The organism is Streptomyces sp. NPDC005803 (assembly GCF_040630435.1).
Lineage (GTDB): Bacteria > Actinomycetota > Actinomycetes > Streptomycetales > Streptomycetaceae > Streptomyces.
In genome coordinates this window covers 26,443-51,143 of sequence record NZ_JBEXXO010000041.1, presented here as the reverse complement: position 1 = coordinate 51,143, position 24,701 = coordinate 26,443, and the positions used below count along the sequence as shown (strand labels likewise).

Sequence of the window (24,701 nt, the reverse complement as noted above, 5' to 3'; positions counted from 1 at the left end):
AGGGACTGCCGGGGCCCCCTCAGGCCGGTGGCTATGAGTGTGACGGCGTGGGAGGCCGGTGCGGGGAGCGGAGGACGAGGAGGGTGATCTCGCTGGGGGCGAACACACGGAACGGCGGGCCCCAGAAGCCGGTGCCGCGACTGGTGTACAGGAGGGTGCGGGCGCCGTGGCGGCTGAGACCCGCGAGGGCGGGCTGGTCGATGCGGACAAGGTGGTGGAAGGGCCAGATCTGGCCGCCGTGGGTGTGGCCGGAGAGCTGGAGGTCGACGCCGTCGGCTGCGGCCCGGTCGACGAACTTCGGCTGGTGTGCCAGGAGCAGGACGGGCAGGTCGGGGTCGGCGCCGTTCAGGGCTCCGGCGAGGTGGGCGCGGTGGCCCGCCAGGCCCGACGACTCCGCGGTGACGTCGTCCACACCGGCGACCACCAGGGTGTCCCCGCCGCGTTCGAGCAGCAGATGGCGGTTGCGCAGCGGCTCCCAGCCCAGTTCGTCCATCAGGTCGACCCAGCCCTGGGCCTCGCTGTAGTACTCGTGGTTTCCGGTGACGTAGACCCGGGCCCGGGTTGCCCGCACGGTGCCGAGCGGAGCGGCCTGGGCGCGGCGGCGTTCGGCTGTGCCGTCCGCGATGTCGCCCGTGTGGCAGACCAGGTCGGCCTCCAGGCTGTTGACCTTCGCGCAGACCCGCTCCGACCAGCGGGCGCGGTCGAGCGGACCGTAGTGGGTGTCGGTGAGGAGGACGACGCGGGTGCCGTCCAAACCGGCGCCCAGGCGCGGGAGTTGCACGTCGAGTCGGCGCACTCGTGGCACGCGGCGGGCCTCGGCGTACCCCCAGGCGAGCAGCACGGCGCTCACGCCGAGGATCGCCCAGGTGACGATCCGGGCCCGGTCCTGCCCGTCGCCCGCCCCGGCCACGGTCAGGGCGAGGCGCAGCAGGACACCGAGCAGGACGGACCAGGTGAACAGTACCCAGCCGGCACCGAGGAGGGTGTCCCCGACGATCGCCGCCCGGTCCTGCTGCCGCCGGCCGTGGCCGCGCGCCATCGCGAGCGGCATGGCGATCAGACCGAGGGCGAACAGGGCGGTGCCCCCGAGCGCCACGGGCAGCGGCCAGTGCTGGCCGGCGTACAGCAGCACCCAGCAGGGCACGGTCCACAGCAGGACGGGGGCGATCAGGGGGATGTAGCGCATCAGGCGGCGCAGTCGACTCCGCTGGGTCGCATGCGCCGCACCGTCCGCGGATCGGGCTTCGCTGGTGTCGGTCACGCTTCCCCTCCTCAAGTGGCCAGACTGCTGACGCGCGCACTGTACCCGGCCGTCCTGGTAATACTCCGCGCGCGTTCGTGGAGGGCGGCCGGTTGAACGCCTGCACCCGCTCCGGCCTAGGGGTCACGCTGTTCGGATCAATGAGACGCCCCGTGCACGTGTGCCGAAAGCCCCGCCACCCGCAAGGCGTGCACGATGTCCCGTTCCCGCGCCTCGGACACCGCTCTCGCCGCCGCCAGCAGGGGCGGTACGAGGTGGCGCGGGTCGCTCTCCGCCATCCGCGCCGCGTCCTGAGGTGTCCGTACGCGGACGAAGGCGCCGAGCAACGCCTGTGCCTGAGGACCGCGGCCGGCCCGCCCCAGGGCGGTCACCGCGGCGGCGATCTCGGCGGCCGGCCGCGCCACGCCTTGACGCAACAGGTGCCCGCAGTCCTCCGCGCGCCCCGCCCCGGCGAGTGCGTCCGCCGCTGCCGCGAGCTCGGCCGGAGGCCGCGAGGACACCTCCCACAGCAGAGTCGACCAGTCCGCACCGAGCCCCGCCCGGTGCAGTTCGACGGCAAGGACCGGCAACAGCTCCGCGGGCCTGCCCGCCGCTTCGCAGAGCACTCCATGGGCCTCACCGCTGCGACCCTCGGCCCGGAGCCGGATCAGGGTCGCGACGGTGACCCGTGCGGACCGCGACGCGGCCGGGTCCTGCGCCACCACGGCAGGCTCGGCCGGGCCGCCCTCCGTGCCGGGAGCGCCCCCGAAGCGGGCTCCCCGGGGCAGGGCCGCCGGCGCGGACGGTTCGGGCACGGCGGCCACGGGGACCTGCTCCTCGGCCTCCAGCCCGGCGAACCGCGCGCCCCTCGGCTTCCTCCGGACGGGGACGGCCGGCAGTTCGGGGACGGGTTCCGGTTCGGCCTGCGGGGACGCGGCCGCGACCGGCCCGGCGGGCTGTCGCGCAGCCCGAACAGCCGGCTCCTCCTCCGTGCGGGGCCAGTCGGCCGGCGCCGCCGTCGCAGCCAGCCTTCCGCGCAGTTCGCTGCAGCGGGCAGATGCCCGGGCGTGGTCGTCGCGCGCCCAGTCGGCCGCCTCCGCGCCGACGGAGCCCGGTTCACCGCCCGCCCGGGCCATGCGGAGCCGATGGGCCGCGTCGGCCTGCTCCCGCAGCATCAGCTCCAGCCGCTCCACGAGTTGCTGCCGCCCGCCGGGGCGCCGGTCGTGGGCGACGGCGGAGGCGGCGTAGAGCGTCGCGGCGCGCGCCGACTCGCGCTCCGCGAACGCGGCTCCCCGCAGCGCGGCAAGGTCGATGAGGAGCGACTCCACCACGTCCCAGGGTGGGATCTCCGCCCCCGCCAGGCATGCCCGCATCCCTTCCGGGTCACGCCGGCAGAACAGTCCGTACCAACCCCCCGCGGGATCGAGCAACGCCGTCATCCCCCGCAGATAACGCGCGAACTCACTTACTGGTTCAGCATGCTGATGCACCGTCATCGTCGCCCTCGGCCGCCGTCGACTGGAACCTTCCGGTCCGCAGGCATTCGACCGCAGTCGTGTTACGGGACGGCTACGCGCAGTTTTCGCCCCGGGTCCGAGAGGCGCACACCCCACCCCGCGAGCACCCCCGCGACGCGCCGCCAGGGGCCAGAACGTGAGGGGGTCAGAACGTGAAGGGTCAGAACGTGATGGCGATCCCGGTCTGCGGCCGCTTGCCGAGGCGGACGATCATCGCCGGGTAGTCGAGCAGCCAGTACTTCCACGTGTACTTGCGGGCGATGGCCCGGCGCGCACCGTTCGTACCCTGCTCGTCGAGCAGCCTGCCGGTCCCCTCGGCGCTCGGGGCGCCCTCCGCGATCCGCCCGCGCACGTCGCAGACGGTGACGCGGACGCGGCTGTCGTTGCGCAGCCGCTTGACCTTCCACGAATCACTCTTGGTCCAGACGAACAGCTCGTTCCCCTCGACCGCGGCCCACACCGGTGTGGCGACGGGCGTGCCGTCCTTCCGGTAGGTGGTGAGACTGACGTACTCGCTGCGGGCGAAGTCCTGGAGGCTCATGCCCCCAACCCTACGTCGGACGATCACCCCCTCTCCCACTATCCAGCCAGCTGGACGGAGTTGGGCTCCGGCACGCAGCGCAGGAGCAGTTCGTCCATGGAAAGGCCGAGGGCCGCGGCGAGCGCCGCGACGGTGAAGAAGGCGGGGGTCGGGGCGCGACCGGTCTCGATCTTGCGCAGCGTCTCGGCCGAGATTCCGGCGCACGCCGCGATGTCGGCCATGCTGCGGCGACCGCGCGCCTCGCGGAGCAGCCGGCCGAGCCGTTCGCCTCGCAGGCGCTCTTCGGGGGTGAGGGGCGTTCGTACCATGCCGTCATTCTAATACCGCTCGGACCGGTATAGTAATTGGCATGGTGCAGCTCAAGACAGACACATCCATCGAAGCCATGCGCGAGGCCGGCCGGGTCGTCGCGCAGGTACTGACAGCCGCGCGCGAGGCGGCAGCGGTCGGCGTCACACCGCGCGATCTCGACGAGGTGGCCCGCGGGGTCCTGCGCGAGGCCGGCGCCGGATCACCGTTCCTGAACTACCGGCCGCACTTCGCGCCGACCCCCTTCCCCGGCGTGATCTGCGTATCGGTGAACGACGCGATCGTGCACGGCATCCCGAACGGCGTGCGGCTGCGCGACGGCGATCTGGTCAGCGTCGACGCGGGCGCCCTGCTCGACGGCTGGGCCGGGGACTCGGCGATCAGCTTCACCGTCGGCCGCGCCCGGCCGGCGGACACCCGGCTGATCGAGACGGCCTTCGAGGCGCTGGAGGCGGGCATCGCGGCGGCCGTCGTCGGCAACCGGATCGGCGACATCGCGCACGCGATCGGCACGGTCTGCCGCACGGCGGGTTACGGCATCCCGGAGGGCTTCGGCGGGCACGGCATCGGCCGGGCCATGCACGAGGACCCGGGCGTTCCCAACGAGGGGCGCCCCGGTCGCGGGATGCCGCTGCGGCACGGCATGGTGCTGGCCATCGAACCGATGCTCATCGGCGGCGGCAAAGACGCCTACCACCCGGACCCGGACGGATGGACCCTGCGTACGACCGACGGCAGCCGGGCCGCGCACGCCGAGCACACGGTGGCCATCACGAACGACGGCCCCCGGATCCTGACCGCCCTCTGACCGCCCTCCGACCGCCCCGTCGAGGCGCCCTCAGTTGTCCCGCAGGAACGTCCCGGCGAGGGCCTGACCGGCGGCGACCGCCGCGCTGCGGCTCTCGATCGGCGAGACGACGGAGTCCTTGAAGAGGATGTACGTGACGCCGGACCCGACGCCGCCGGTCCTCGGGTCCGGGTCGATCCCGAGCGCCTCGGCGGTGGCGTACGAGGCCTCACCGATGACGCCGGCAGGCCCGGTGTCACCGACGACGGCGTACACCACCTTTCCCGCGTGGACGACCGCGACGACGCCGCCGCCCTTGATGCCCGCGCTGCTGAAGTCCCAGAGGGAGCTGCGGCCGGGCACCACGACGTACGGGAGTTCCTCCGCGTTCAGCGGGCGGTCGTCGGAGGTGCGGAACGCGGTGTCGCCCTGGAACCACGGATCGGTGCGGCTGTTGCAGGCCTTGGTCACCTGTCCGTCGCAGTCGGTGTCCAGGTCGGCCCGCCAGAACACGGCTCCGTTCATCCCGCACACCGGCACGGAGGAAGGAGCCCCCGCGTCCGTACGGTAGAAGCCCTTCGAGACACGCTTGCAGACCGAGACCTTGGCCAGCAGCTCGCCCGCCCCGACCGCGCCTTCCTCGCCCTCGGCAGGGACAGGGGCAGGGGTGCGGACGGGGGCGGAGGCGGGTGTCGCGGCCGAGGGGGCGCCGGCCGGTCCGCCCTCGGGCGCCGTGCGGGCATAGGCGGCAGGAGTGAGGTGCGCCGGAGCAGGGCGCGCCTGACCCACCTGTGTGAACGCCTCGGCCCGGAAGGCGGAGCCGGCCCGGGCGGCGGGCGCGAGGGATCCCGCCGCGAGCAGGGCGGCGCCGGAGACCGTGGCCAGGGCAAGCGTTCGCGTACGCACCGTGGAGGTGCCCTTCTGTGAGGGGTCTCTTTCTTGCTGACATCAGCCAAGACACCCCCCCCATGCCTCCGTCGAGGCGGCGGGACCGGCCCGGGGCAGGGCGCGCCCGCGCCCGACCCGGCCCCTCCCGTACGGCTACTGACGTGCCGTCACCTGCGTCCGGCCGGCCACACCACCATGGCCGAGCCGCCGCCCCGCCGCTCCGTCTCTGCGGCCGCGAGCCACCGGCCGTCCGGCAGCCGCTGCACACCCGTCGCCGCCCCGATCTCCGGGTTGAGCTTGAAGACGTGCCCCAGGGCCTCCAGCCGGGCCCGTACCGGGCTGTTCCACAGCCCCGGTTCGAGCTCCGTGGCCGCCGCGTTGCGCTGGCTGGCACGGGGCGCCGCGATGGCGTCCACCAGCGGCAGGCCACGGTCGACCGTGCCGATCAGCGACTGGAGGACGGTCGTGATGATGGTGGCGCCGCCCGGCGACCCCAGGGCGAGCACCGGCTCCCCGTGCTTCAGCACGATGGTCGGGGAGATCGACGACCGCGGCCGCTTGCCCGGACCCGGCAGATTCGGGTCGTGGACGGCCGGGTTGGCCGGCGCGAACGAGAAGTCCGTCAGCTCGTTGTTGAGCAGGAAGCCGCGCCCCGGCACGGTGATGCCGCTGCCGCCCGTCTGCTCGATCGTCAGGGTGTACGCGACGACGTTGCCCCACTTGTCGGCGGTCGTCAGGTGCGTGGTGTTCTCGCCCTCGTACGTCGTCGGGGCGGCCGTCCCGGGGCCGGCGCAGTCGCCGGGGTGGCGCGGGTCCCCCGGGGCCAGCGGGCTGGTGAGCACCGCGTCGTCCTTGATCAGGCACTCCCGCGAGTCGGCGAACCGCTTGCTGAGGAGCTCCTTCGTCGGCACGTCCTCGAACGCCGGGTCGCCCACCCAGCGCCCCCGGTCCGCGAACGCGATGCGGCTCGCCTCGATGAAGCGGTGCAGGTACTGCGCCTCGCTCACCTTCGAAAGGTCCGTGGACTCGAGGATGTTGAGGGCCTCGCCCACCGTCGTACCACCGGACGAGGACGGTGCCATGCCGTAGACGTCGAGCCCGCGGTAGCCCACCTTCGTGGGCGCCTGCCGCAGCGTCCGGTAGGAGCGCAGGTCCTTCGTGGTGAGGTCGCCGGGACGGACCACCCGGGTCGCCGCCGGGTCGACGGGCGGATTGCGTACGGTCCGCACGATGTCCTCGGCCAGCTTGCCCCGGTAGAGCGTGTCGACCCCCTCGCGGCCGACCTCCTCGTAGGTGCGGGCCAGATCGGGGTTCTTGAACACCGAGCCGACCACCGGGAGTCCGCCGCCCGGCAGGAAGAGCTTCCGGGTGGCCGGGAAGTCGGCGAACCTGGCCTGGTTGCCCTCCGTCTGCGAGCGGAACGTGCTGTCGACGACGAAGCCGTCCCGGGCCAGGCGCTCGGCCGGCTTCAGGACCTGACGGAGCGACTTGCTGCCCCAGGCGTCGAGAGCCGCGTCCCAGGTCGCGGGGGTGCCTGGCGTGCCGACGCCGAGACCGCTGGTGACGGCGGAGTCGAAGGCGAGGGGCTTCCCGTTCTCCAGGAAGAGCGAGGAGTCCGCGCTGCGCGGCGCGGTCTCGCGGCCGTCGATCGTCTCCACCCGGTGGGTGCGGGCGTCGTAGTGGACGAAGTAGCCACCGCCGCCCAGCCCCGCCGAGTACGGCTCGGTCACTCCGAGGGCCGCCGCGGTGGCGACGGCCGCGTCCACCGCGTTGCCGCCCTTGCGGAGCACTTCGATGCCCGCGGCCGTCGCGTCGGCGTCGACACTGGAAACCGCTCCCCCGTACCCCACCGCCAAGGGCGACTTGGGCGGCGGCGAGGTCGGTGGCGCGGAGGACGACGGGGCGGCTGCCCCGACCGTCACCACGGCGGCGAGAACGACCGACAACGACCCGTTCCGCACAACGGAACGCCTCATGCGCACCTCCAGTGAAGGATTGTCCGCGCAGGGTAACGCCGCTCAGGCCGCCCCGTCAGGAGCGCCTCGAACTTGCGGCCGAATGCCCGCTAACATGCCCGCCCATGACTGACGACGTACGAAACATCGTGCTGGGCGTGATAGCCGCCGGTCTCAGCGCCGCCCTGGGCTGGCTCGCGCGCACCTATCTCTGGCGCCGCAAGCTCCGCCGCAAGCAGGCGTTCTTCGGGCTGCCGGGGAACTCGGAGTGCCTGCTCGTCGTCAACCGCGACGCGGGCGGCGACGGAGCCGTCCACCGCCACGACGTCTTCGCCCTGCTCGAACTGTCCGCGCTGATCAAGGACTGCTCGGCGCACGCCCAGATCCTGTCGCACGACATCGCCCAGCAGGGCTTCGGGAAGCGCACCGAATTCTGCGTCGGCGGCCCGGTCTCGAACCGCCGGATGGCCGCCCACCTGCAGTCCCTGCTGCCCGGGGTCCGGGTCAACACCGACCCCGAGCCGGGCCCGGACCGCAACGCCTTCCAGATCGGCTCGGAACGGTACCGGGTGGAGAAGGGCGTCGCCGAGTACGTGCTGCTGGCGCGCCTGACGGCCGGTCAGGATGCCCGGCCGGTCTTCCTGTTCTGCGGCCAGCAGGCCATCACCAACCAGGCGGCGTCCCGCTACCTGGCCCGCAACCACGAGCGGCTGGCGCGCAAGCACGGCAACAGCACCTTCTGCCTGCTGCTGAAGGTGGTCAACTCCCAGGCGTACGGCCCCGACGTGGTCGAGCTGGTAGGAGACGTGACCCGGGCCGCGCAGTCCCCGGCCCCCGCCCCGCGCACCTCGCACCGCGCCTCCGGCTGAGCGCGGCCGGGGTGAGCCGGCGCCGTCGCACGGGCGCCGGGCGGCCGACGGCCTCGCGGCCCCGGGGCGAGCGCGTCGGCGCTCGTCGTCCGGGTGCACGCGCGGCCGCCGGATCCCGCGGCCGGCTACCGCACGGTCACGGTGACCGGTGAGTGCACGGACCGGCTGGGGAGCGTGACGGTGAGGACTCCGGTGCCGGCGTCCCAGTGGTAGGCGTCCGGGGCGAGCCGCACCCCGCGCGCGGTGACCTCGGTGGGTGCGTGCGTGGTGCCCAGCAGGGAGAGCGTCCACCGGCGGTTCTTCACCTGGCCGTCGAAGGATCCCTTGGCCCCGCCGATCGACACGGTCCGGCGCGAGCCCTTCTCCTGGTACGTCACGGTCGTGGTGGCGCTCCGGTCCTTCCGCGTCGTGGTGCCGTCGTCCTCGTACAGGCGGTACGAGCCCGGGGCGCCGCCGGCGATGGACAGGCTGACGTCGGTGAGGGGATTGCGGTCGTTGTCGGTGACGTCCTGGGTACGGGTGGGCATGATGCCGCCCGCCTTGATGAAGACGGGCATCGTGTCGAGGGTGGTGGTGACGGACTGCGTGGTGCCGCCCTGGTAGGTCTTGCCGGTGAAGTAGTCGGTCCACTGCCCCGGCGGGAACCACACGGAGGTGGTGGCGGTGTCGCCGGGCGTGGTCACCGGGGCGACCAGCACGTCGGAACCGTAGAAGTACTCACCGCCGGCCGCCGCGTACGCCGCCGGCTCGTCGGGGTATTCAAGGTAGGTCGGGCGGACGATCGGCACGCCGGTGCGGTTGGCCTCCTCGGCCAGGGTGTAGGTGTAAGGCACCAGGTTCTCGCGGAGGTTGAGGAAGGCGTCCGCCGACTTGCGCGCCGACGGGCCGTACTGCCACGGGAGCCGGTCGCTGTGGTTGCTGTGCAGGCGGTCGATGGGCTGGAAGGTGCCGAACTGGACCCAGCGGGCGTACAGGTCGTCGGGGAGCTTGTGCGTGCCCTCCTCCGAACCGGGTATCCCCGTGGTGTCGTTGTGGCCGCCGATGTCGTGGGTGATGGACGCCATGCCGGTCGCGGCGGACTCGCCCGGGGTGTATCCGACCTCCAGACGGAGGGTGCCCCAGGTGGAGGCGGTGTCGCCGGTGAAGTGGACGGTGCTGCGCTTGTCCGCCCAGGGGCCGGTCGGCAGGGCCTGCTGGCCGCTGTACCCGCCGGCCTGGAGCGAGCCGTAGGCGCGGGAGAGGACGAAGCCCCGGCCGATGGCCTCGGCGGACTTGTCGGCGTAACTCTGGTTGATCCACGCGTCGGGCGTCACGCCCTTCAGCGAGGACTGCGAGGAGTCGCAGCACCAGTCCAGCCACCAGAAGTCGTTGCCCTGCTGGTCCATGGTCCGGTGCAGGTCCATATACGCCTTGAGCTGGTCCGGGTCGCCGAAGTCGAAGACGTAGCAGTCGTCGCCGCAGCCCCCCTTGACCAGCTTGCCCTTGGCGGTGGACTGCGCCTGGGCGAACTGGGGATCGGAGGCCCGGATGCTCGGGTGCACGTTGAGCGTGTTGTGCAGGCCCTGAGCCTGCGACCAGTCGAAGAAGCCCTCGGGGTCGGGGAACTTGGCCCGGTCGATCTCCCAGCCCCGCCAGGTGTCACCGGCCTTGAAGTCGGTGTCGGTCACCAGGACGTCGAGGGGCACGCCCTCCGCGCGGAACGCCGGCAGGATCTCGTCCTGGTAGTCGGCGGCCGTCCGGTCGATGTACTCGGAGTACCAGACGCCGTACGCCCAGGTGGGCAGGAGTGCGGGCGGCCCGGTGAGAGTGGCGAGGTCGGTGAGGCCCTGCTTGTAATCGTGGCCGTAGCCGAAGACGTATCCGTCCTGGTAGGGGGCGCCGCCGTGACCGGGGCGGGGGCGCACCTTCTTCGCCCGGGTGTCGTAGAGGGCCGACGGGGAGTCGTCGAGCAGGTACCAGCCGTCCTGGCTGAGCAGGCCCGGTGTGGTGACGGGGGCGGCGCCCTGGCCGGTCACGCCGTCCAGGCCGCGGCGGTATCCGCCGAGCGCGAGGTGCGGTTGCGGAGCGGCGTCCTTCGGGGCGGCCAGGGAGAGGGTGTCCGCGTTGATGTGACAACTGTCCGGGTCGGGGCAGCCGAGGGAGACGTCGTTCGCGCCCGCCTTGAGGGTGACGGGGACGGCGGCCGTCTGCCAGTCGTCCCAGTCCTTCGTCGCGGGGAGTTCGAGGGTGGTGGCCGGTGCTCCGGCCGCGGTCGTCACGGTGGCGGTGCGCGTCCGGTGGAGGCCGTCGCCCCCCTGCCCGTTGGCGTAGCGCACCCGGAGCGTGTAGGTGCCGTCGGCGGGCACGCCTACCAGGTGGGCCGTCAGGCTCGCACCCCTGTTGAGCTCGGCGACGAAGCCGTTGCCCGCGTACCCGGGGTGGTCCAGGGCGCCGGTGGCCGTGCCGCCGATCCGCGCCGCCTCCGCCTCGCAACTCGTCCCGAAGAGGCAGTCCTTGATCGCGGTGTCGGCGGCGGACGGGTACGTGTCGTCGTCGGGCCGGAGCAGGGCGACGCTGTCGACGTTCACCGATCCCGAGTCCGAGGCGGTCCGGGTCAGCGCGAGGGTGTGCGGCCCCTTGCCGAGTTTCACCTCCGCCGAGGCCTTCGCCCAGGTGTCCCAGTCCGCCGTGGCCGGCAGGTTCACCTTCTGCGGAGCGCCGCCGTCCACCGAGAGGGACAGCGTGCGGGTCTCCGTCTTGCCGTCCCCGCCACGGGAGTTGGCGTAACGCAGGGCGAACCGGTAGGTGCCCTCAGCTTTGACATCGATGTCAGTGGACAGCGAGCTGCCGGTGGCCTCGAAGCCGGCGGCGAAGGCCGCCCCGGTGTGGTCCCGGTGGTCGGAGGCCGTGCCGAGCCCGTCGAGCCGGAGGTCCTCCGCCTCGCACAGCGCGCCGAGCGCGCAGACGAGCCGCTGCCAGGGGGCCGCGGTCACCGGCGCCTTTCCTGCGGCGAGCCGGACGGAGAGGTTCTGCGCGTCGAAGGGTCCTGAGCCGACCCGGTAGCGCAGGGTCATCGCACTCGTGGAGACGGTCAGCCAGCCGTCCTTCGTCCGCGCGGTGTAGGCGGTCGGAGTGAACCCCTCCCGCCCGATCGCGTTGAACGTCGGGTCGTCGGTGAACGTGCCGTCGCCGGCGTACTCGGTGCGGATGAGGGTCGGCGAGAGGATCTCGAAGCGGGCGTCCCCGGAGGTGACGGTCGGGATCCGATGGCCGTGACCGCTTCCGGCGGAAGCGGTACCGACGCCGGTGAGGGTCGTCGAGGCGGCCACCGCGAGGGCGGCGGCGACGCCCACTCTCCGGCGCACACGTCGGGGATTCCTGCCACGGCTCATCGCTGCGGGTTTCACACGCAACTCCGTTCTCCTGTACGCCGGCCGGCGGCGGTGCTCTGCCGACAGGCTTCTTCCAACGTTGCAAATCACCTGCTCGGCACGTAGGAGACCACGCCGTCTCGCCCGGTGTCCATAACGGTGCGGGAAACGAGGCCGGTTCGGTGATCGCGACGAACGCCCCGTGCCCGGGAAGCGGGCCGCCGCCCGCGCGAAGCGTCGGGGTCGCGCCCGCCCCGGCTCGTGGGCGGGTGACCTGCCCGGCGACGGCACACGCGTCGGCACACGTTAGGCGGTGGCCTTTGCGGGTACCGATGACCGGTCGGTGCAGCGGGCGCCGCCGGGTGCTGATCGGGAGGTACGCGTGGAGACTTCGGTCGACCGGATCGCGCAGCCGTGGGGAAGCCGTACTCCGTACGCCCGGGGCGGGACATGGCCGTCCCGGGCCGACACCCATCTGGCGGAGGGTGTGGCACCCGAGGGCGTGGAGCGGTGGGTGCAGGCCGCCTCGATCCTGCATTCCGACGGGGACGCCATGGACATCGCGGTCAAGGACGGCCGGATGGTGGGGGTGCGCGGCCGGGTGGTGGACCGGGTCAACCGTGGCCGGCTGGGGCCGAAGGACGTCTTCGGCTGGCAGGCCAACGCCTCCGCGGACCGGTTGACCAGGCCCCTGGTCCGCCGTGACGGGCAGCTGACCGAAACGGACTGGGACACCGCGATGGAGCTGGTCGCCGCCCGTTCGCGAGACCTGCTGGAGCAACGCGGGCCCGGATCGATCGGCTTCTACACCTCGGGGCAGCTGTTCCTGGAGGAGTACTACACGCTGGCGGTGGCGGCACGGGCCGGGATCGGCACCAGCCATCTGGACGGCAACACACGGCTGTGCACGTCCACGGCGGCCGAGGCGCTCAAGGAGTCCTTCGGCTGTGACGGGCAGCCAGGTACGTACGACGACATCGACCACGCCGACGTGATCGCGCTGTTCGGCCACAACCTCGCCGAGACGCAGCCCGTGCAGTGGATGCGCATCCTCGACCGGCTGGAGGGAGGAGATCCGCCGCGGCTCGTCTGTGTGGATCCCCGGCCCACACGGGTCGCCCGGGCCGCCGCCGTGCACCTTGCTCCGCGCATCGGGACCAATGTGGCGCTGCTCAACGCGCTCCTGCACGAGATCATCCGTACCGACCGCGTCGACCACGCCTACATCACGGCTCACACCGTGGGCTTCGACGAACTGGCGCAGCAGGTCGCGGACTGCACCCCCGAGTGGGCGGCGCGGATCTGCGACGTCCCCGCCGCGCGCATCGTGGAGGCCGCCGAGGTGCTCGGCACGGCCGACCGGCTCCTGTCCACCGTCCTGCAGGGCGTCTACCAGTCCCACCAGGCCACGGCCGCCGCCGTGCAGGTCAACAACCTGCACCTGCTGCGCGGCATGTTGGGGCGGCCGGGCGCCGGTGTGCTGCAGATGAACGGGCAGCCCACCGCGCAGAACACCCGGGAGTGCGGCGCCGACGGGGACCTGCCCGGCTTCCGGAACTGGCAGAACGACCAGCACGTGGCCGACCTGGCCCGGGTGTGGAACGTCGACCCCCTGACGATCCCGCACTACGCACCGCCCACCCACGCCATGCAGATCTTCCGCTACGCGGAGCAGGGCTCGGTCCGCATGCTGTGGATCAGCGGCACCAACCCCGCCGTCTCCCTGCCCGAGCTGTCACGCATCCGCTCGATCCTCTCCCAGGAGCGGCTCTTCGTCGTGGTGCAGGACCTGTTCCTGACGGAGACCGCGCAGCTGGCGGACGTCGTCCTGCCGGCGGCGACCTGGGGCGAGAAGACGGGCACCTTCACGAACGCCGACCGCACCGTGCATCTCTCCGACAAGGCCGTCGAGCCGCCGGGAGAGGCCCGGCCGGACCTCGACATCTTCCTCGACTACGCCCGGCGCATGGACTTCCGGGACAAGGACGGCGGACCGCTGGTCTCCTGGCACGACCCGGAGTCCGCGTTCGAGGCGTGGAAACGCTGCAGCGAGGGCCGTCCCTGCGACTACACCGGCCTCAGTTACGGAAAGCTCCGCGGGGGCAGCGGGATCCAGTGGCCGTGCCACGAGCGGGCCCCGGAGGGAACCGACCGGCTGTACGCCGACGGTATCGCCTGGGCGGCCCCCGACGTGTGCGAGACGTACGGCAAGGACCTCGTCACCGGCGCGGCGGTCCCGGCGGTCGAGTACCGCTCGCTCAATCCGGAGGGCAAGGCCATGCTCAAAGCCGCCGAGTTCCTCCCGCTCCACGAAGCGCCGAGCGACGCCTATCCGTTCCAGCTGACGACCGGCCGCACCCTGTACCACTTCCACACCCGCACCAAGACCGGCCGCACCCCCCAGCTGAACGCCGCGGCCCCCGACGTGTGGGTGGAGATGTCCACCTCCGACGCGGGGGCCCGAGGACTCGACGAGGGCGACCTCGTGGAGGTCGCCACCCCGCGCGGCGCCCTCCGGGGCCGGCTGCGGATCACCGACATCCGGCCCGGGCTGCTGTTCGTCCCCTTCCACTACGGCTACTGGGACACGGCCTCGGGCTCCGGCCCGGACGCCACGACCCCGCCGAGGGCGGCGAACGAGACGACGGTCACCGACTGGGATCCGGTGTCCAAACAGCCCCTGTTCAAAACGGCGGCGGCCGCGGTCGCCCTCGTGGAGAAGAGCGGGGGAAAGCCCGCGCCGGCCCCCACGACCACCGCGTCCGCGCCCTCCCGCGCGGGCGGCATCCGGCCCACCGAGGGCGGCGCCGCGGCCAGGGTCCTGGAGTCGACCGGCACGTACGGGGACGACACCGTGGGAGGCACCCGGTGAACGGCATCACTCTCACCCTGCGCGCGCTGCACCACGGAGAGCGGCAACTGGCGAGGGAACTGGTCGTCATCGCCGAGCGCCACAGCACCGAGCACGAGGTCCACCACGTCGCCAAGGACCTGGTCACCTGGTCGAACGAGCACTGCCTGCGCCTGGCCGAGGCTGCCGGCCACTACGGCCTGGACCTCGACGGGCCCTCGCAAAAGTCCGCGCCGGGGCTCATGCCGACGATCCAGGAGAAGGCCGCCGAAGCCTTGGGCAACCGACCGGAACCAGGTCTCCTCCTGCTGCGGGACCTGCGGGAACTGCACCTGGGCGCGGTCGGCAATTCCCTGTACTGGGAAATGCTCGCCCAGGCCGGACAAGCGGCGAAGGACGCCCGCCTGCTGGAGCTTGCCGCCTCCTGCCACCCGCAGACGCTGCGGCAGATGCGCTGGACCAACACCATGATCAAGAACTTGTCGCCCCAGGTGATCACGAGCCTGTGACACGGCCCGGCGGACAGGGAGAGCACATGACGGCGCTGGGCGAGCGGACGGGGGCGGCGCAGGAGGAGGGAGGAGGAGAGCGGGAGGGGACGGAGCGGCGGCTGCGCCAGGGCAGGAAGCTGCTGGGCCTGTTGTCGACCACCGATCACAAGGTGATCGGGAACATGTATCTGGTCACCGCGTTCGGGTTCTTCCTGTTCGCCGGGCTGCTCGCGATGCTGATGCGCGCCGAGCTGGCCCGCCCGGGCCTGCAGATCGTCTCGCAGGAGCAGTACAACCAGTTGTTCACGGTGCACGGCACGGTCATGATGCTGCTGTTCGCCACCCCGACGTTCACGGGCTTCGCCAATGCCGTCATGCCCTTGCAGATCGGCGCGCCCGACGTGGCGTTCCCCCGGCTGAACGCCTTCACCTACTGGGTCTACCTGTTCGGCGGACTGCTGGTCGTCTCCGGGTTCCTCACGACGAACGGCGCGGCGTCGTTCGGCTGGTTCGCGTACGCGCCGCTGAACAGCGCCGTGCACTCCCCGGGGACCGGCGCCGATCTGTGGGTGATGGGTCTGGTGGTCTCCGGGCTGAGCACCATTCTCGGGTCGGTCAACTTCATCGCCACCATCGTCTGCCTGCGTGCTCCCGGCATGACCTTGTTCCGCATGCCGATCTTCACCTGGAACGTGCTGTTCACGTCCATCCTCGCGCTGCTGGCCTTCCCGGTGCTGACCGCGGCGCTGCTCGCGCTGGAGGCCGACAGGAAATTCGGTGCGCACGTCTTCGACGCCGCCAACGGCGGCGCGCTGCTGTGGCAGCACCTGTTCTGGTTCTTCGGGCATCCGGAGGTGTACATCGTGGCGCTGCCGTTCTTCGGTGTCGTCAGCGAGATCCTGCCGGTCTTCAGCCGCAAGCCGATCTTCGGCTACCTCGGCCTGGTCGGCGCCACGATCGCCATCACCGGCCTGTCCGCCACCGTCTGGGCGCACCACATGTTCGCCACCGGCGGGGTGCTGCTGCCGTTCTTCTCCCTGATGTCGTTCCTGATCGCGGTGCCCACGGGGGTGAAGTTCTTCAACTGGATCGGGACCATGTGGCACGGTTCCCTCTCGTTCGAGACGCCGATGCTGTGGTGCGTCGGGTTCCTGGTGACCTTCCTGCTCGGTGGCCTCACGGGGGTGCTGGTCGCCTCGCCGCCGCTGGACTTCCACCTGACGGACAGCTACTTCGTCGTCGCGCACCTGCATTACGTCCTGTTCGGCACCATCGTGTTCGCCACGTTCGCCGGGTTCTACTTCTGGTGGCCCAAACTGACCGGCCGGATGCTCGACGAGCGGCTCGGGAAGATCCACTTCTGGACGCTGTTCGTGGGCTTCCAGATCACCTTCCTCGTCCAGCACTGGCTCGGCGAGCAGGGCATGCCCCGCCGGTACGCGGACTACCTGGCCGCGGACGGCTTCACCGCGCTCAACACCGTCTCCTCCGTCGGGGCGTTCCTGCTGGGCCTGTCGACGCTGCCGTTCCTGTTCAACGTCTGGAAGACGCACCGGTACGGCGAGAGGGTCACCACGGACGACCCGTGGGGCTGGGGCCGGTCGCTGGAGTGGGCGACGAGCTGTCCGCCGCCCCGGCACAACTTCCACGCCCTGCCGCGCATCCGCAGCGACTCCCCCGCCTTCGACCTGCACCATCCCGAGGTGCGGGTCGAAGGGACGCACCCGGACAGGTCGGCGGGCCATCACACCACCGCGGACCCCGGGACCACGCGGGAGGTGACGGGATGAAGGGCGAGGCCTGGCTGTTCACCGGTGTGGCCCTCTTCTTCGCGGTGACCTGCGCCGTGTACGCGGCCTTCGCGCCCGATCCCGCGGGCTTCGCGGCCCTCGCGGTGTCCGGTCTGATGTCCGCGCTGATCGCCGCCTACCTCTGGTGGGGTTACGGACGTGTCGGGCGCCGTCCGGAGGACCGCCGGGACGCGCGGGTACGGGAAGCCGGCGGGACACGGACGTTCTTCCCCGCGCGCAGCTACTTCCCCGTCCTCACCGCGGCCGGGGCCGCGCTGCTCGCCCTGGGTGTCGTCCAGGGGCTGTGGCTCTTCCTCATCGGGGTCGGTGTGCTGATCCCCGGCGTGTACGGCTTCGCCTTCCAGAACGCCGGCCGCGAGGACTGACGCGCGACGGCGACCGGGCGCCCCGTCAGTTCGCGTCGTCCGTGCGGTCCGGGGCCCTTCCCGGCTCGTCCGGGCCGGCCAGGACCGCCTCGATCTCACGCCGCTGTTCCGCGCTCGTGGGCGGCTGTACCCGGTCCCGGTAGTACCAGTGGCTGAGCGAGGACCGCAGCCGCGCGGCGAACCGCCTGTGGGCCGGGGCACGCCGGTCCGTACGGTCCTCCAGCGGCCGGGGCAGGTCCCGCGCCAGCAGCTCGTACCGCTTCTGGAGGGGCAGCCGTTCGTGCTCCGGGTGGTAGCCGCCCTGAACCGACTGGCGTACGTCGCCGGTCTCCTCGCCCTCCTCCAGCAGGTCGCGGTCGCGCGCCTGCAACGCCAGGCAGAGCCGTCCCGTCAGCCAGCAGGCCGCGCACGGCAACGCGAAGAGCGCGATGCGGAACGTCCAGGTCAGCGCGTGTACGGGGACGTCGAAGGTGTACGCGATCACATCCTGGGCACCGGCGAGCAGCAGCACCGCGTACGCCGTCAGCGCCCCGGTACCCAGCCCGGTGCGCAGCGGCCGGTCGCGCGGACGGTCGCACAGGTGGTGCTCGCCGGAGCCCCGGGTGATCCAGCGTTCGAAGAAGGGGTAGGCGTACAGCACCAGGAAGAGCGCACCCGGCAGCAGCACGCCGGGGACCAGCGGGTTCCACATCACGGTGTGGCCCCACAGCCGGGTCTCCACGCCGGGCATCAGGCGCAGCGCACCCTCCAGGAAGCCGACGTACCAGTCGGGCTGGGCGCCCGTGGAGACCTGGTCGGTGCGGTACGGGCCGTAGTCCCACACCGGGTTGATCTGCGCGAGTGCCCCCAGCACGGCGAGGGCGCCGGAGACCATGAAGAACAGCCCGGCCGATTTCGCGGCGTACTGGGGGAAGAACGGCTTGCCGGCCACATTGCGGCCCGTTCTGCCGGGGCCGGCCCACTGCGTGTGCTTCAGGTGGACGATGAGCATGAGGTGGAGGCTGATCAGGGCGAGAAGGAGCCCGGGGACCAGCAGGATGTGCACCGGGTACAGCCGGGAGACGATGTCGTCGCCCGGGTACTGACCGCCGAACACGAAGAAGCTCAGATACGTGCCGATGACCGGCAGGGACAGCATGATGCCCTGGGCGGTGCGCAGGCCGGTACCGGACAGCAGGTCGTCGGGGAGCGAGTAGCCGGCGAAGCCCTCCACCAGAGCGAGCAGGAACATCGTCACCCCCACCATCCAGTTCGCCTCCCGCGGCCTGCGGAACGCTCCGGTGAAGAAGACCCGCAGCATGTGCGCGCCGATCGAGGCCATGAACACCAGCGCGGCCCAGTGGTGGATCTGGCGGACCAGCAGTCCGCCGCGCACGTCGAAGCTGATGCGCAGGGTGCTGGCGTACGCCTCGGACGTGCGGATCCCCCGCAGCGGAGCGTACGAACCGAGGTACACCGACTCGGTCATCGACGGCTGGAAGAACAGCGTCAGGTAGGCCCCGGTCAGCATCAGCACGACGAAGCCGTAGAGCGCGAGCTCGCCCAGGAGGAAGGACCAGTGGTCGGGGAAGGCCTTGCGGAGCAGGGCCCGGCCGGACTCGGCCAGGGGGAGCCGCGCGTCGACGGCGTCCGCCGCTCGGCCTGCCGCGCGCCGCGTCCTGCCCTTCGGGCGCGCCTTCTTCTTCGCCAGCAGCATCGGTGTGCTCGCTCCCATCGGCCGGTCGTCGAAGAGTCGGAAGTGCGGGCTGCGCCTGCCACGGTGACGGTCCCGCAGCGTGGTTCCCCCGTGCCCTCGGCTCGGCGGGGAGCGGCCGCGAACCCCCCGGGCGGCGGAGTCAGCGTCCGGTCAGCCGCCTGGCCGCCCAGGTGCCGCCGAGGGCGGCCCCGGTCAGGAGGGCCCCCGCGAGGGCCGAGTGGTGGGAGAACCACAGTTGGGGGGCGCGGGCGTGGGACCGGTCGTCGAAGGCCCCGTGGGCGCCGTGGTCGTGCTCGTCGTCCACGGGCTCCCAGAGATTGTGGCGGCGGTCGTGGTGGTCGGGCCGGTCGGTCTGCTGGGAGTCGTATCCGGTGCGCGCGAGATAGCGGTCGAGGAGGCCGGGGGCGATCTTGTTACCCAGGATGGTCGCGACGGTGCTGGCGCCGACGTAGTACTGCTTGCGCCCGGGGTGGTCGGCCGCGTACAGGACGCCCCGGGCCGCGATCTCCGGCTGGTAGATCGGCGGCACCGGCTGCGGGCTTCTGCCGAGGCGGGAGAGGACCCACGAGAACTGGGGGGTGTTGACGGCCGGCATCTGGGCGAGGGTGATCCGCACCTTGCTGCCCTGGTGCATGAGTTCCGTGCGCACCGACGAGGTGAAGCCGTTGACGGCGTGCTTGGCGCCGCAGTACACGGACTGCAGGGGGACGGACCGCGAACCGAGGGCGGAGCCGACCTGGACGATCGTGCCCCGGTCGTGGGGCAGCATGTGGGCGAGCGCGGTCCGGGTGCCGTTGACGAAACCGAGGTACGTCACGTGCGTGACGCGCTCGTACTCCTCGGGGGTGATCTCGGTGAAGGGTGCGAAGACCGAGGTGAAGGCGCAGTTGACCCACACGTCGATCCGTCCGAACGCCGCGGCCGCGGTGTCGGCGGCGGCTTCGACCTGCTGGTGGTCGGACACGTCGGTGGACAGGACCAGGGGGTTGCCCCCGGCCGCCTCGACCTCGCGGGCTGCGGCTTCGAGCCCGGCGCTGCCGCGGGCGAGCAAGGCGACGTTGGCGCCTCGGGCGGCGAACGCCCTGGCGGTCGCGCGGCCGATGCCCGCGCTGGCTCCGGTGATGACGACCGTTTCGGGCGATGTCTCAGGCATGTGTTCCTCTTTCAGGGCCGGGGGGCGGGTGGGGGCGCGTCGCTGAGCCGCGTGGCGGTTTCGAGCATCAAGGCGTGCACGAAGGCCTGCGGCAGGTTGCCGCGCAGCTGGCGCTGCCCGATGTCGTACTCCTCGGTGTAGAGGCCCGGGGGACCGCAGGCGGCGCGGTTGCGCTCGAACCAGCGCAACGCCTCCTCCTGGTTGCCCTGCTGGTGCTCGGCCAGGGCCATCACGTAGCCGCACAGCAGGAAGGCGCCTTCCGCCTCGCCCAGCGGGCGTTCGTCGTGGCGGAAGCGGTAGGCGTAGTGGTCGTCGGTCAGTTCCCGGGTGTAGGCGTCCAGGGTGCGCAGCGTTCTGGGGTCGTCGGCCGGCAGGGCTCCGCGCAGCGGGGGCAGCAGCAGGGCGGCGTCCAGGCCCGGGTCGTGCGGGGAGCGCTGCCACCGGCCGCTGGGGTGGGTGCTGGTGGCCGCGGTCTCGGCGACGAGGGAGTCCGCGAGCTCGGTCCACGCGCGGGCGCGTCGCGCGGGGGCGGCCGGGGCGAGTGAGCGCAGTCCGGCCGCGCAGATGAGCCGGCTGTGGGTCCAGGCGCGGTTGTCCAGTTCCCAGATGCCGGCGTCGGGTTCGTGCCGGCGCCGGGCGATGGCGTCGGCGGCAATCGCGGCGGCGCGCCGGCCCTCGGCGTCCAGCCGGCCGTGCCGGTGCGCCGCGGTGAAGAGCAGCAGTGCCTCGCCGAACGCGTCGAGCTGGAACTGCCGGTTGACCCAGTTGCCGATGCGGTCGTAGCCGCCCGGGTAGCCGGGCAGGTCCAGCGTGCTCTGGTCGGGGACCGGGCCGCCGGTGGCCGTGTAGGCGGGGGCCATGTGCGGGCCGTCCTGGTGCAGGCGTGCGGAGACGAACCGCACCGCGTCGTCGAGCAGCGGGTGGGGCCCGGCGGTGGCCACGGCCTGACCGGCGTAGCACTGATCGCGTACCCACACGTACCGGTAGTCGTAGTTGCGGCCCGCTTCCGCGCGTTCGGGCAGGCTCGTGGTGACCGCGCCGACCATGCCGCCGGTGGAGCTCGTCAGCCCGCGCAGCACGGTGTACGCGTGCCGGGAGTCGCCGGGAGCGAGGTTGTTCTCCAGGGCGGGCACCTCGCGGCGCCATGCCTCTTCGGTGGCGCTCCACTCACGGGAGGCGTCCGGCTTCCCGGGCAGCGGGTCCGTCGTCAGTTCGAGGACCAGGTCGTGGGACTCCCCCGGGTCCAGGCTGAGCTCCGTGGTCAGGCCGGTGACGTGGCCGGCGTGGTGCCGGGGGCGGGCGGCGGGCGCTCCGGACCAGCGCCACCGCAGGTCCCCGCTGCGGCCGCACCAGGCCCCGTCCTCGTCGCGCCGCACGTCCCGGGGGCTCGCGGAACCGTAGTCACCGTGCGGCTCCAGGCGGACCGTGAGGCCGGCCCCGCCTTCGACGGCGGTGATGCGTCGCAGCAGCACGGCGCGGCGCGGGTCGCCGGGGAAGGCGAGGGCCTCCCGGCTCTCCACGATGCCGCTCCCGGTGATCCAGCGGTTGCGCCAGATCAGGGTGCCGTCCTCGTAGGAGCCGCCCCAGACGAACCGGCCTCGGGGGGTGACCGTGTAGTGGCCGCGGCCTCCGATGAGGGAGGAGAAGAGGGAACCGGAGTCCCAGCGTGGGGCGCAGAGCCAGACGATGTCTCCGCGCGGGCCGACGAGGGCGCCGCGCTCTCCGTCGGCGATGAGCGCGTACTCCCGCAGAACGTGTGGAAGGGGCTCGTCGGGTCGCGCGGGGGGACGGGTCACTCGGTTCCCCTTCCGGTCGCGGGTGGCTGCCGGAGCCGGACGCGGTAGCGTTCGGCTGCTTCCGCGCGGAAGGTGAGGCCCAGGCCGGGGGCGCCCGACGCTCCGGGCCGGACGACGCCGCCCGCGGGATCGAGAACGCCGTCGAACAGGAGCCGCTCGACGCGTACGTGGTCGTGGAACCATTCCAGGTGACGGAGGTTGGGCACGGCGGCGGCCGCGTGGGCGTGGACGTGCGGAGCGCAGTGGCCCGAGATCTGCAGTCCGGCCGCTTCGGCGAGCGCGGCGGCGCGCAGCCACACGGTGATGCCTCCGCACCGTGTGGCGTCGGCCTGCGGACAGTCCACCGCGTCGGCGTCGAGCAGCTGCCGGAAGTAGGGCAGGGAGTACCCGTACTCGCCGGCGGCCACGTCGGCGGTGACCGCGGCCCGGACCTGTGCCAGGCCCGTCAGGTCGTCGGAGGAGACGGGCTCCTCGAACCAGGTGACGTCCTGCTCCTGGAGGTGTGCTGCGAGGCGGACGGCCTGTTTGCGGGTGTAGGCGCCGTTGGCGTCGACGTACAGTTCCGTCCGCGCTCCGACGCTGCGGCGGGCGCGGGCGATCCGGTCGCGGTCGCGGGGTTCGGCCCGTCCCCAGGACTCCCCGATCTTGATCTTGACCCGGGGGATGCCCTGCTCTTCCACCCATCCGCGCAGCTGACGGTCCTGCTGCGCGTCGTCGTACGGGGTGAAGCCGCCGCTGCCGTAGACGGGCACGTCACCGCGGCACGCTCCGAGCAGCCGCACGAGGGGGAGGCCCAGCAGCCGTGCCTTGAGGTCCCACAACGCGATGTCGACCGCCGAGAGCGCCCCGGCGACCAGACCGGGGCGGCCGGCGTTGCGGACCGCCCGGCTCATCGCCTCGTTGGCCGCCGGTACGTCCCAGGCGCTCCGGCCGGTCACGACGCCGGCGAGCTGCCGCTCGACGACCTGGGCGGCGGCCGCCGCGCCGTACGTCCAGCCCAGCCCCGTGGTGGCGCCCGACCGCGCCCGGACGAGCACCAGGGTGGTGGACTGCCACGTCAGCGTGCCGTCGCCCTCCGGTGCGTCGGTGGGGACGGTGTACGCGGTCGCCTCGACCGTGTCCACGAGGGGCTCCGCCCCTGACGCGGCGGGTGGGGTCACTTCTTGCCCGGGGCGTCGTGGCCGTGGTGCCCGGGGAGGAACTCCTGCACCTTGGCCTTGATCCCCTGCTTGATCATGCCGCCGCGGTCGCTGTCCCCCTTGAGGATCGAGGACACCACGGCCTCCGCCTGCTCGCGCGTGGCGTGCGGGGGGATGGGCGGGACGGCCGGGTCGGTGCGGAAGTCGATCACGAAGGGCCGGTCGGCCGCGAGCGCCTGCCGCCAGGCCGCTTCCACCTGGTCGGGCTTCTCCACCCGGATGCCGCCGAGCCCGATGGAGCGGGCGAAGTCGGCGTAGGGGACGTCCGGGATCGCCTGGGAGGGCAGGAACTGCGGGGCGCCGGACATGGCGCGCATCTCCCAGGTGACCTGGTTGAGGTCCTGGTTGTTCAGTACGGCGACGATCAGGCGCGGGTCCTGCCACTCCTGCCAGTACTTGGCCGCGGTGATGAGTTCGGCCAGGCCGTTCATCTGCATCGCCCCGTCCCCGACGAGCGCGAGGGCCGGGCGGCCCGGGTGGGCGAACTTGGCCCCGATGACGTACGGCACTCCGGGGCCCATCGTCGCCAGCGTGCCGGACAGGGAGCCGCGCATCGCCCCGCGCATGCGCAGGTGACGGGCGTACCAGTTGGCGGCGGAGCCGGAGTCCGCGGCCAGGATCACGTCGTCGGGCAACAGCGCGTCGAGGCTGTGCACGACGTACTCGGGGTTGATCGGGTCGGCCTCCACGGCGGCGCGGCGTTCCATGACGTCCCACCAGCGGGCGGTGTCCTTCTCGATCTTCTTGCGCCAGGCGCCGTGCTTCTTCCGCTTCAGCAGGGGCAGCAGCGCCTCGAGGGTCGCCTTCGCGTCCCCCACGAGGTTGACCTCGAAGGGGTAGCGCATGCCGATGTTGTGCGGATCGATGTCGATCTGGACGGCGCGCGCCTGGTCGAACTCGGGCAGGAACTGGGTGTAGGGGAAGCTGGAGCCGACCACGAGGAGGGTGTCGCAGTCCATCATCAGCTCGTACGAGGGCCGGGTTCCGAGGAGGCCGATCGAGCCGGTCACGTACGGCAGGTCGTCGGGCAGGGCGTCCTTGCCGAGAAGGGCCTTGGCGACTCCGGCGCCGAGCAGGTCGGCGAGTTGCCGCACCTGCGCCTGGGCGCCTCGCGCGCCCTGGCCGATGAGGACGGCGACCTTCTCGCCCGCGTTCAGCACGTCCGCCGCGCGGGCGAGGTCCGGGCCGGCCGGGAGGGGTGCGTAGGAGGACATGCCGAGGCTGGAGGGCACCATCTTGAAGGCGTGCGCGGGCGGCGAGTAGTCGAGTTCCTGCACGTCGGCGGGGATGATGACGGCCGTCACCGTCCGCCGGGCGTAGGCGGTGCGCAGGGCCCGGTCGATGACGTTGGGCAGTTGTTCCGGGACGGTCACCATCTCGCAGAAGTCGGAGGCCACGTCCTTGTACAGGCTCAGCAGGTCGACCTCCTGCTGGTAGGAGCCGCCCATGGCGCTGCGGTTGGTCTGGCCGACGATCGCGACCACGGGGACGCGGTCCAGTTTCGCGTCGTAGAGGCCGTTGAGCAGATGGATCGCTCCGGGGCCCGAGGTCGCCGCGCACACGCCCACCTTCCCGGAGAACTTCGCGTAGCCCACGGCCTCGAACGCCGCCATCTCCTCATGGCGGGCCTGGACGAACCTGGGCTTGTCCTCGGCACGGCCCCACGCCGCGAGAAGACCGTTGATGCCGTCGCCCGCATAGGCGAAGACATGGTCGACCTCCCACTCGCGCAGGCGCTGCAGGACGTAGTCGGACACCTTCATCGACACGGGGATTCCTCTCGGTTCGACCGATGTGCTGGGCATGGCGTGACTGCTGTCGTTCGTGCGCCGGAGGGCGGTCCGGCCGTGGGCGGAGCGCGGGTGCGACCGCTCCGCCCGCCC

At 72.2% G+C, this 24,701-nt stretch carries 18 protein-coding genes; 6 read left to right on the top strand and 12 right to left on the bottom strand.

The genetic code is table 11. The features are described from left to right. Window positions 1-31: 31 nt before the first annotated feature. From ABZ454_RS36150 to ABZ454_RS36135, 4 genes are all read right to left on the bottom strand, one after another. Window positions 32-1,261 (bottom strand): metallophosphoesterase, encoded by a 1,230-nt coding sequence (locus tag ABZ454_RS36150; protein WP_356317183.1) that lies wholly within the window; start codon window positions 1,259-1,261, stop codon window positions 32-34. A 137-nt stretch (window positions 1,262-1,398) separates the two neighbouring features. Next, window positions 1,399-2,736, bottom strand: a complete 1,338-nt coding sequence (locus tag ABZ454_RS36145) for a hypothetical protein (RefSeq protein ID WP_359543738.1) — start codon at window positions 2,734-2,736, stop codon at window positions 1,399-1,401. A 181-nt stretch (window positions 2,737-2,917) separates the two neighbouring features. Further along, the gene (locus tag ABZ454_RS36140; RefSeq protein WP_356317179.1) at window positions 2,918-3,298 is read right to left on the bottom strand and encodes a PPOX class F420-dependent oxidoreductase; all 381 of its coding nucleotides are present in this window, start codon (window positions 3,296-3,298) and stop codon (window positions 2,918-2,920) included. Between the two features lie 38 nt (window positions 3,299-3,336). Then, window positions 3,337-3,606, bottom strand: coding sequence for a helix-turn-helix transcriptional regulator (locus ABZ454_RS36135; protein ID WP_356317177.1), 270 nt, complete (start codon window positions 3,604-3,606; stop codon window positions 3,337-3,339). Between the two features lie 41 nt (window positions 3,607-3,647). Here ABZ454_RS36135 and map point away from each other — a divergent pair, with 41 nt between their 5' ends. After that, on the top strand, window positions 3,648-4,415 hold the full coding sequence (map, locus tag ABZ454_RS36130) for a type I methionyl aminopeptidase (protein ID WP_356317175.1): 768 nt from the start codon (window positions 3,648-3,650) through the stop codon (window positions 4,413-4,415). Between the two features lie 30 nt (window positions 4,416-4,445). Here map and ABZ454_RS36125 read toward each other — a convergent pair whose 3' ends face one another. Together ABZ454_RS36125 and ggt are read right to left on the bottom strand one after the other, a co-directional pair. Continuing rightward, on the bottom strand, window positions 4,446-5,300 hold the full coding sequence (locus tag ABZ454_RS36125) for a glycoside hydrolase family 75 protein (protein WP_359543737.1): 855 nt from the start codon (window positions 5,298-5,300) through the stop codon (window positions 4,446-4,448). A 149-nt stretch (window positions 5,301-5,449) separates the two neighbouring features. Then, window positions 5,450-7,258, bottom strand: coding sequence for a gamma-glutamyltransferase (ggt, locus tag ABZ454_RS36120; RefSeq protein WP_359543736.1), 1,809 nt, complete (start codon window positions 7,256-7,258; stop codon window positions 5,450-5,452). Window positions 7,259-7,362: 104 nt separating this feature from the next. Between ggt and ABZ454_RS36115 the strand changes: the two genes are divergently transcribed. After that, entirely contained in the window at window positions 7,363-8,106 is a 744-nt protein-coding gene (locus ABZ454_RS36115) for a hypothetical protein (protein WP_359543735.1), read from the top strand. 125 nt (window positions 8,107-8,231) lie between these two features. Here the strand turns inward: ABZ454_RS36115 and ABZ454_RS36110 are convergent, their stop codons facing one another. Next, a complete protein-coding gene (locus ABZ454_RS36110; protein ID WP_359543734.1) occupies window positions 8,232-11,450 on the bottom strand; it encodes a TIM-barrel domain-containing protein in 3,219 nt (1,072 codons plus the stop codon). Window positions 11,451-11,838: 388 nt separating this feature from the next. Between ABZ454_RS36110 and ABZ454_RS36105 the strand changes: the two genes are divergently transcribed. Genes ABZ454_RS36105 through ABZ454_RS36090 form a run of 4 tightly spaced genes read left to right on the top strand, consistent with a single transcriptional unit; the run spans window position 11,839 to window position 16,974 of the window. After that, window positions 11,839-14,328 (top strand): nitrate reductase, encoded by a 2,490-nt coding sequence (locus ABZ454_RS36105; RefSeq protein ID WP_359543733.1) that lies wholly within the window; start codon window positions 11,839-11,841, stop codon window positions 14,326-14,328. Continuing rightward, complete coding sequence (locus ABZ454_RS36100) at window positions 14,325-14,816, top strand: hypothetical protein (RefSeq protein ID WP_359543732.1); 492 nt, start codon at window positions 14,325-14,327, stop codon at window positions 14,814-14,816. Before ABZ454_RS36105 ends, ABZ454_RS36100 begins: the two co-directional genes overlap by 4 nt. A 26-nt stretch (window positions 14,817-14,842) precedes the next feature. Further along, on the top strand, window positions 14,843-16,588 hold the full coding sequence (ctaD, locus tag ABZ454_RS36095; RefSeq protein WP_359543731.1) for a cytochrome c oxidase subunit I: 1,746 nt from the start codon (window positions 14,843-14,845) through the stop codon (window positions 16,586-16,588). Then, complete coding sequence (locus tag ABZ454_RS36090; RefSeq protein ID WP_359543730.1) at window positions 16,585-16,974, top strand: cytochrome c oxidase subunit 4; 390 nt, start codon at window positions 16,585-16,587, stop codon at window positions 16,972-16,974. Before ctaD ends, ABZ454_RS36090 begins: the two co-directional genes overlap by 4 nt. Window positions 16,975-16,999: 25 nt before the next feature. Here the strand turns inward: ABZ454_RS36090 and ABZ454_RS36085 are convergent, their stop codons facing one another. The 5 genes from ABZ454_RS36085 to ABZ454_RS36065 all read right to left on the bottom strand — a co-directional run bounded on the left by ABZ454_RS36085 (window position 17,000) and on the right by ABZ454_RS36065 (window position 24,581). Continuing rightward, window positions 17,000-18,670: a ubiquinol-cytochrome c reductase cytochrome b subunit gene (locus ABZ454_RS36085; protein ID WP_359543745.1), complete on the bottom strand. Its 1,671-nt coding sequence runs from the start codon at window positions 18,668-18,670 to the stop codon at window positions 17,000-17,002. 139 nt (window positions 18,671-18,809) lie between these two features. Beyond that, on the bottom strand, window positions 18,810-19,823 hold the full coding sequence (locus ABZ454_RS36080) for an SDR family oxidoreductase (RefSeq protein WP_359543729.1): 1,014 nt from the start codon (window positions 19,821-19,823) through the stop codon (window positions 18,810-18,812). 11 nt (window positions 19,824-19,834) lie between these two features. Beyond that, on the bottom strand, window positions 19,835-21,619 hold the full coding sequence (locus ABZ454_RS36075) for a glycoside hydrolase family 15 protein (RefSeq protein WP_359543728.1): 1,785 nt from the start codon (window positions 21,617-21,619) through the stop codon (window positions 19,835-19,837). Further along, complete coding sequence (locus ABZ454_RS36070; protein WP_359543727.1) at window positions 21,616-22,743, bottom strand: enolase C-terminal domain-like protein; 1,128 nt, start codon at window positions 22,741-22,743, stop codon at window positions 21,616-21,618. The genes ABZ454_RS36075 and ABZ454_RS36070 overlap by 4 nt, the downstream gene beginning before the upstream one ends. A gap of 32 nt (window positions 22,744-22,775) precedes the next feature. After that, window positions 22,776-24,581, bottom strand: coding sequence for a thiamine pyrophosphate-requiring protein (locus ABZ454_RS36065; RefSeq protein WP_356317236.1), 1,806 nt, complete (start codon window positions 24,579-24,581; stop codon window positions 22,776-22,778). Window positions 24,582-24,701 lie beyond the last annotated feature (120 nt).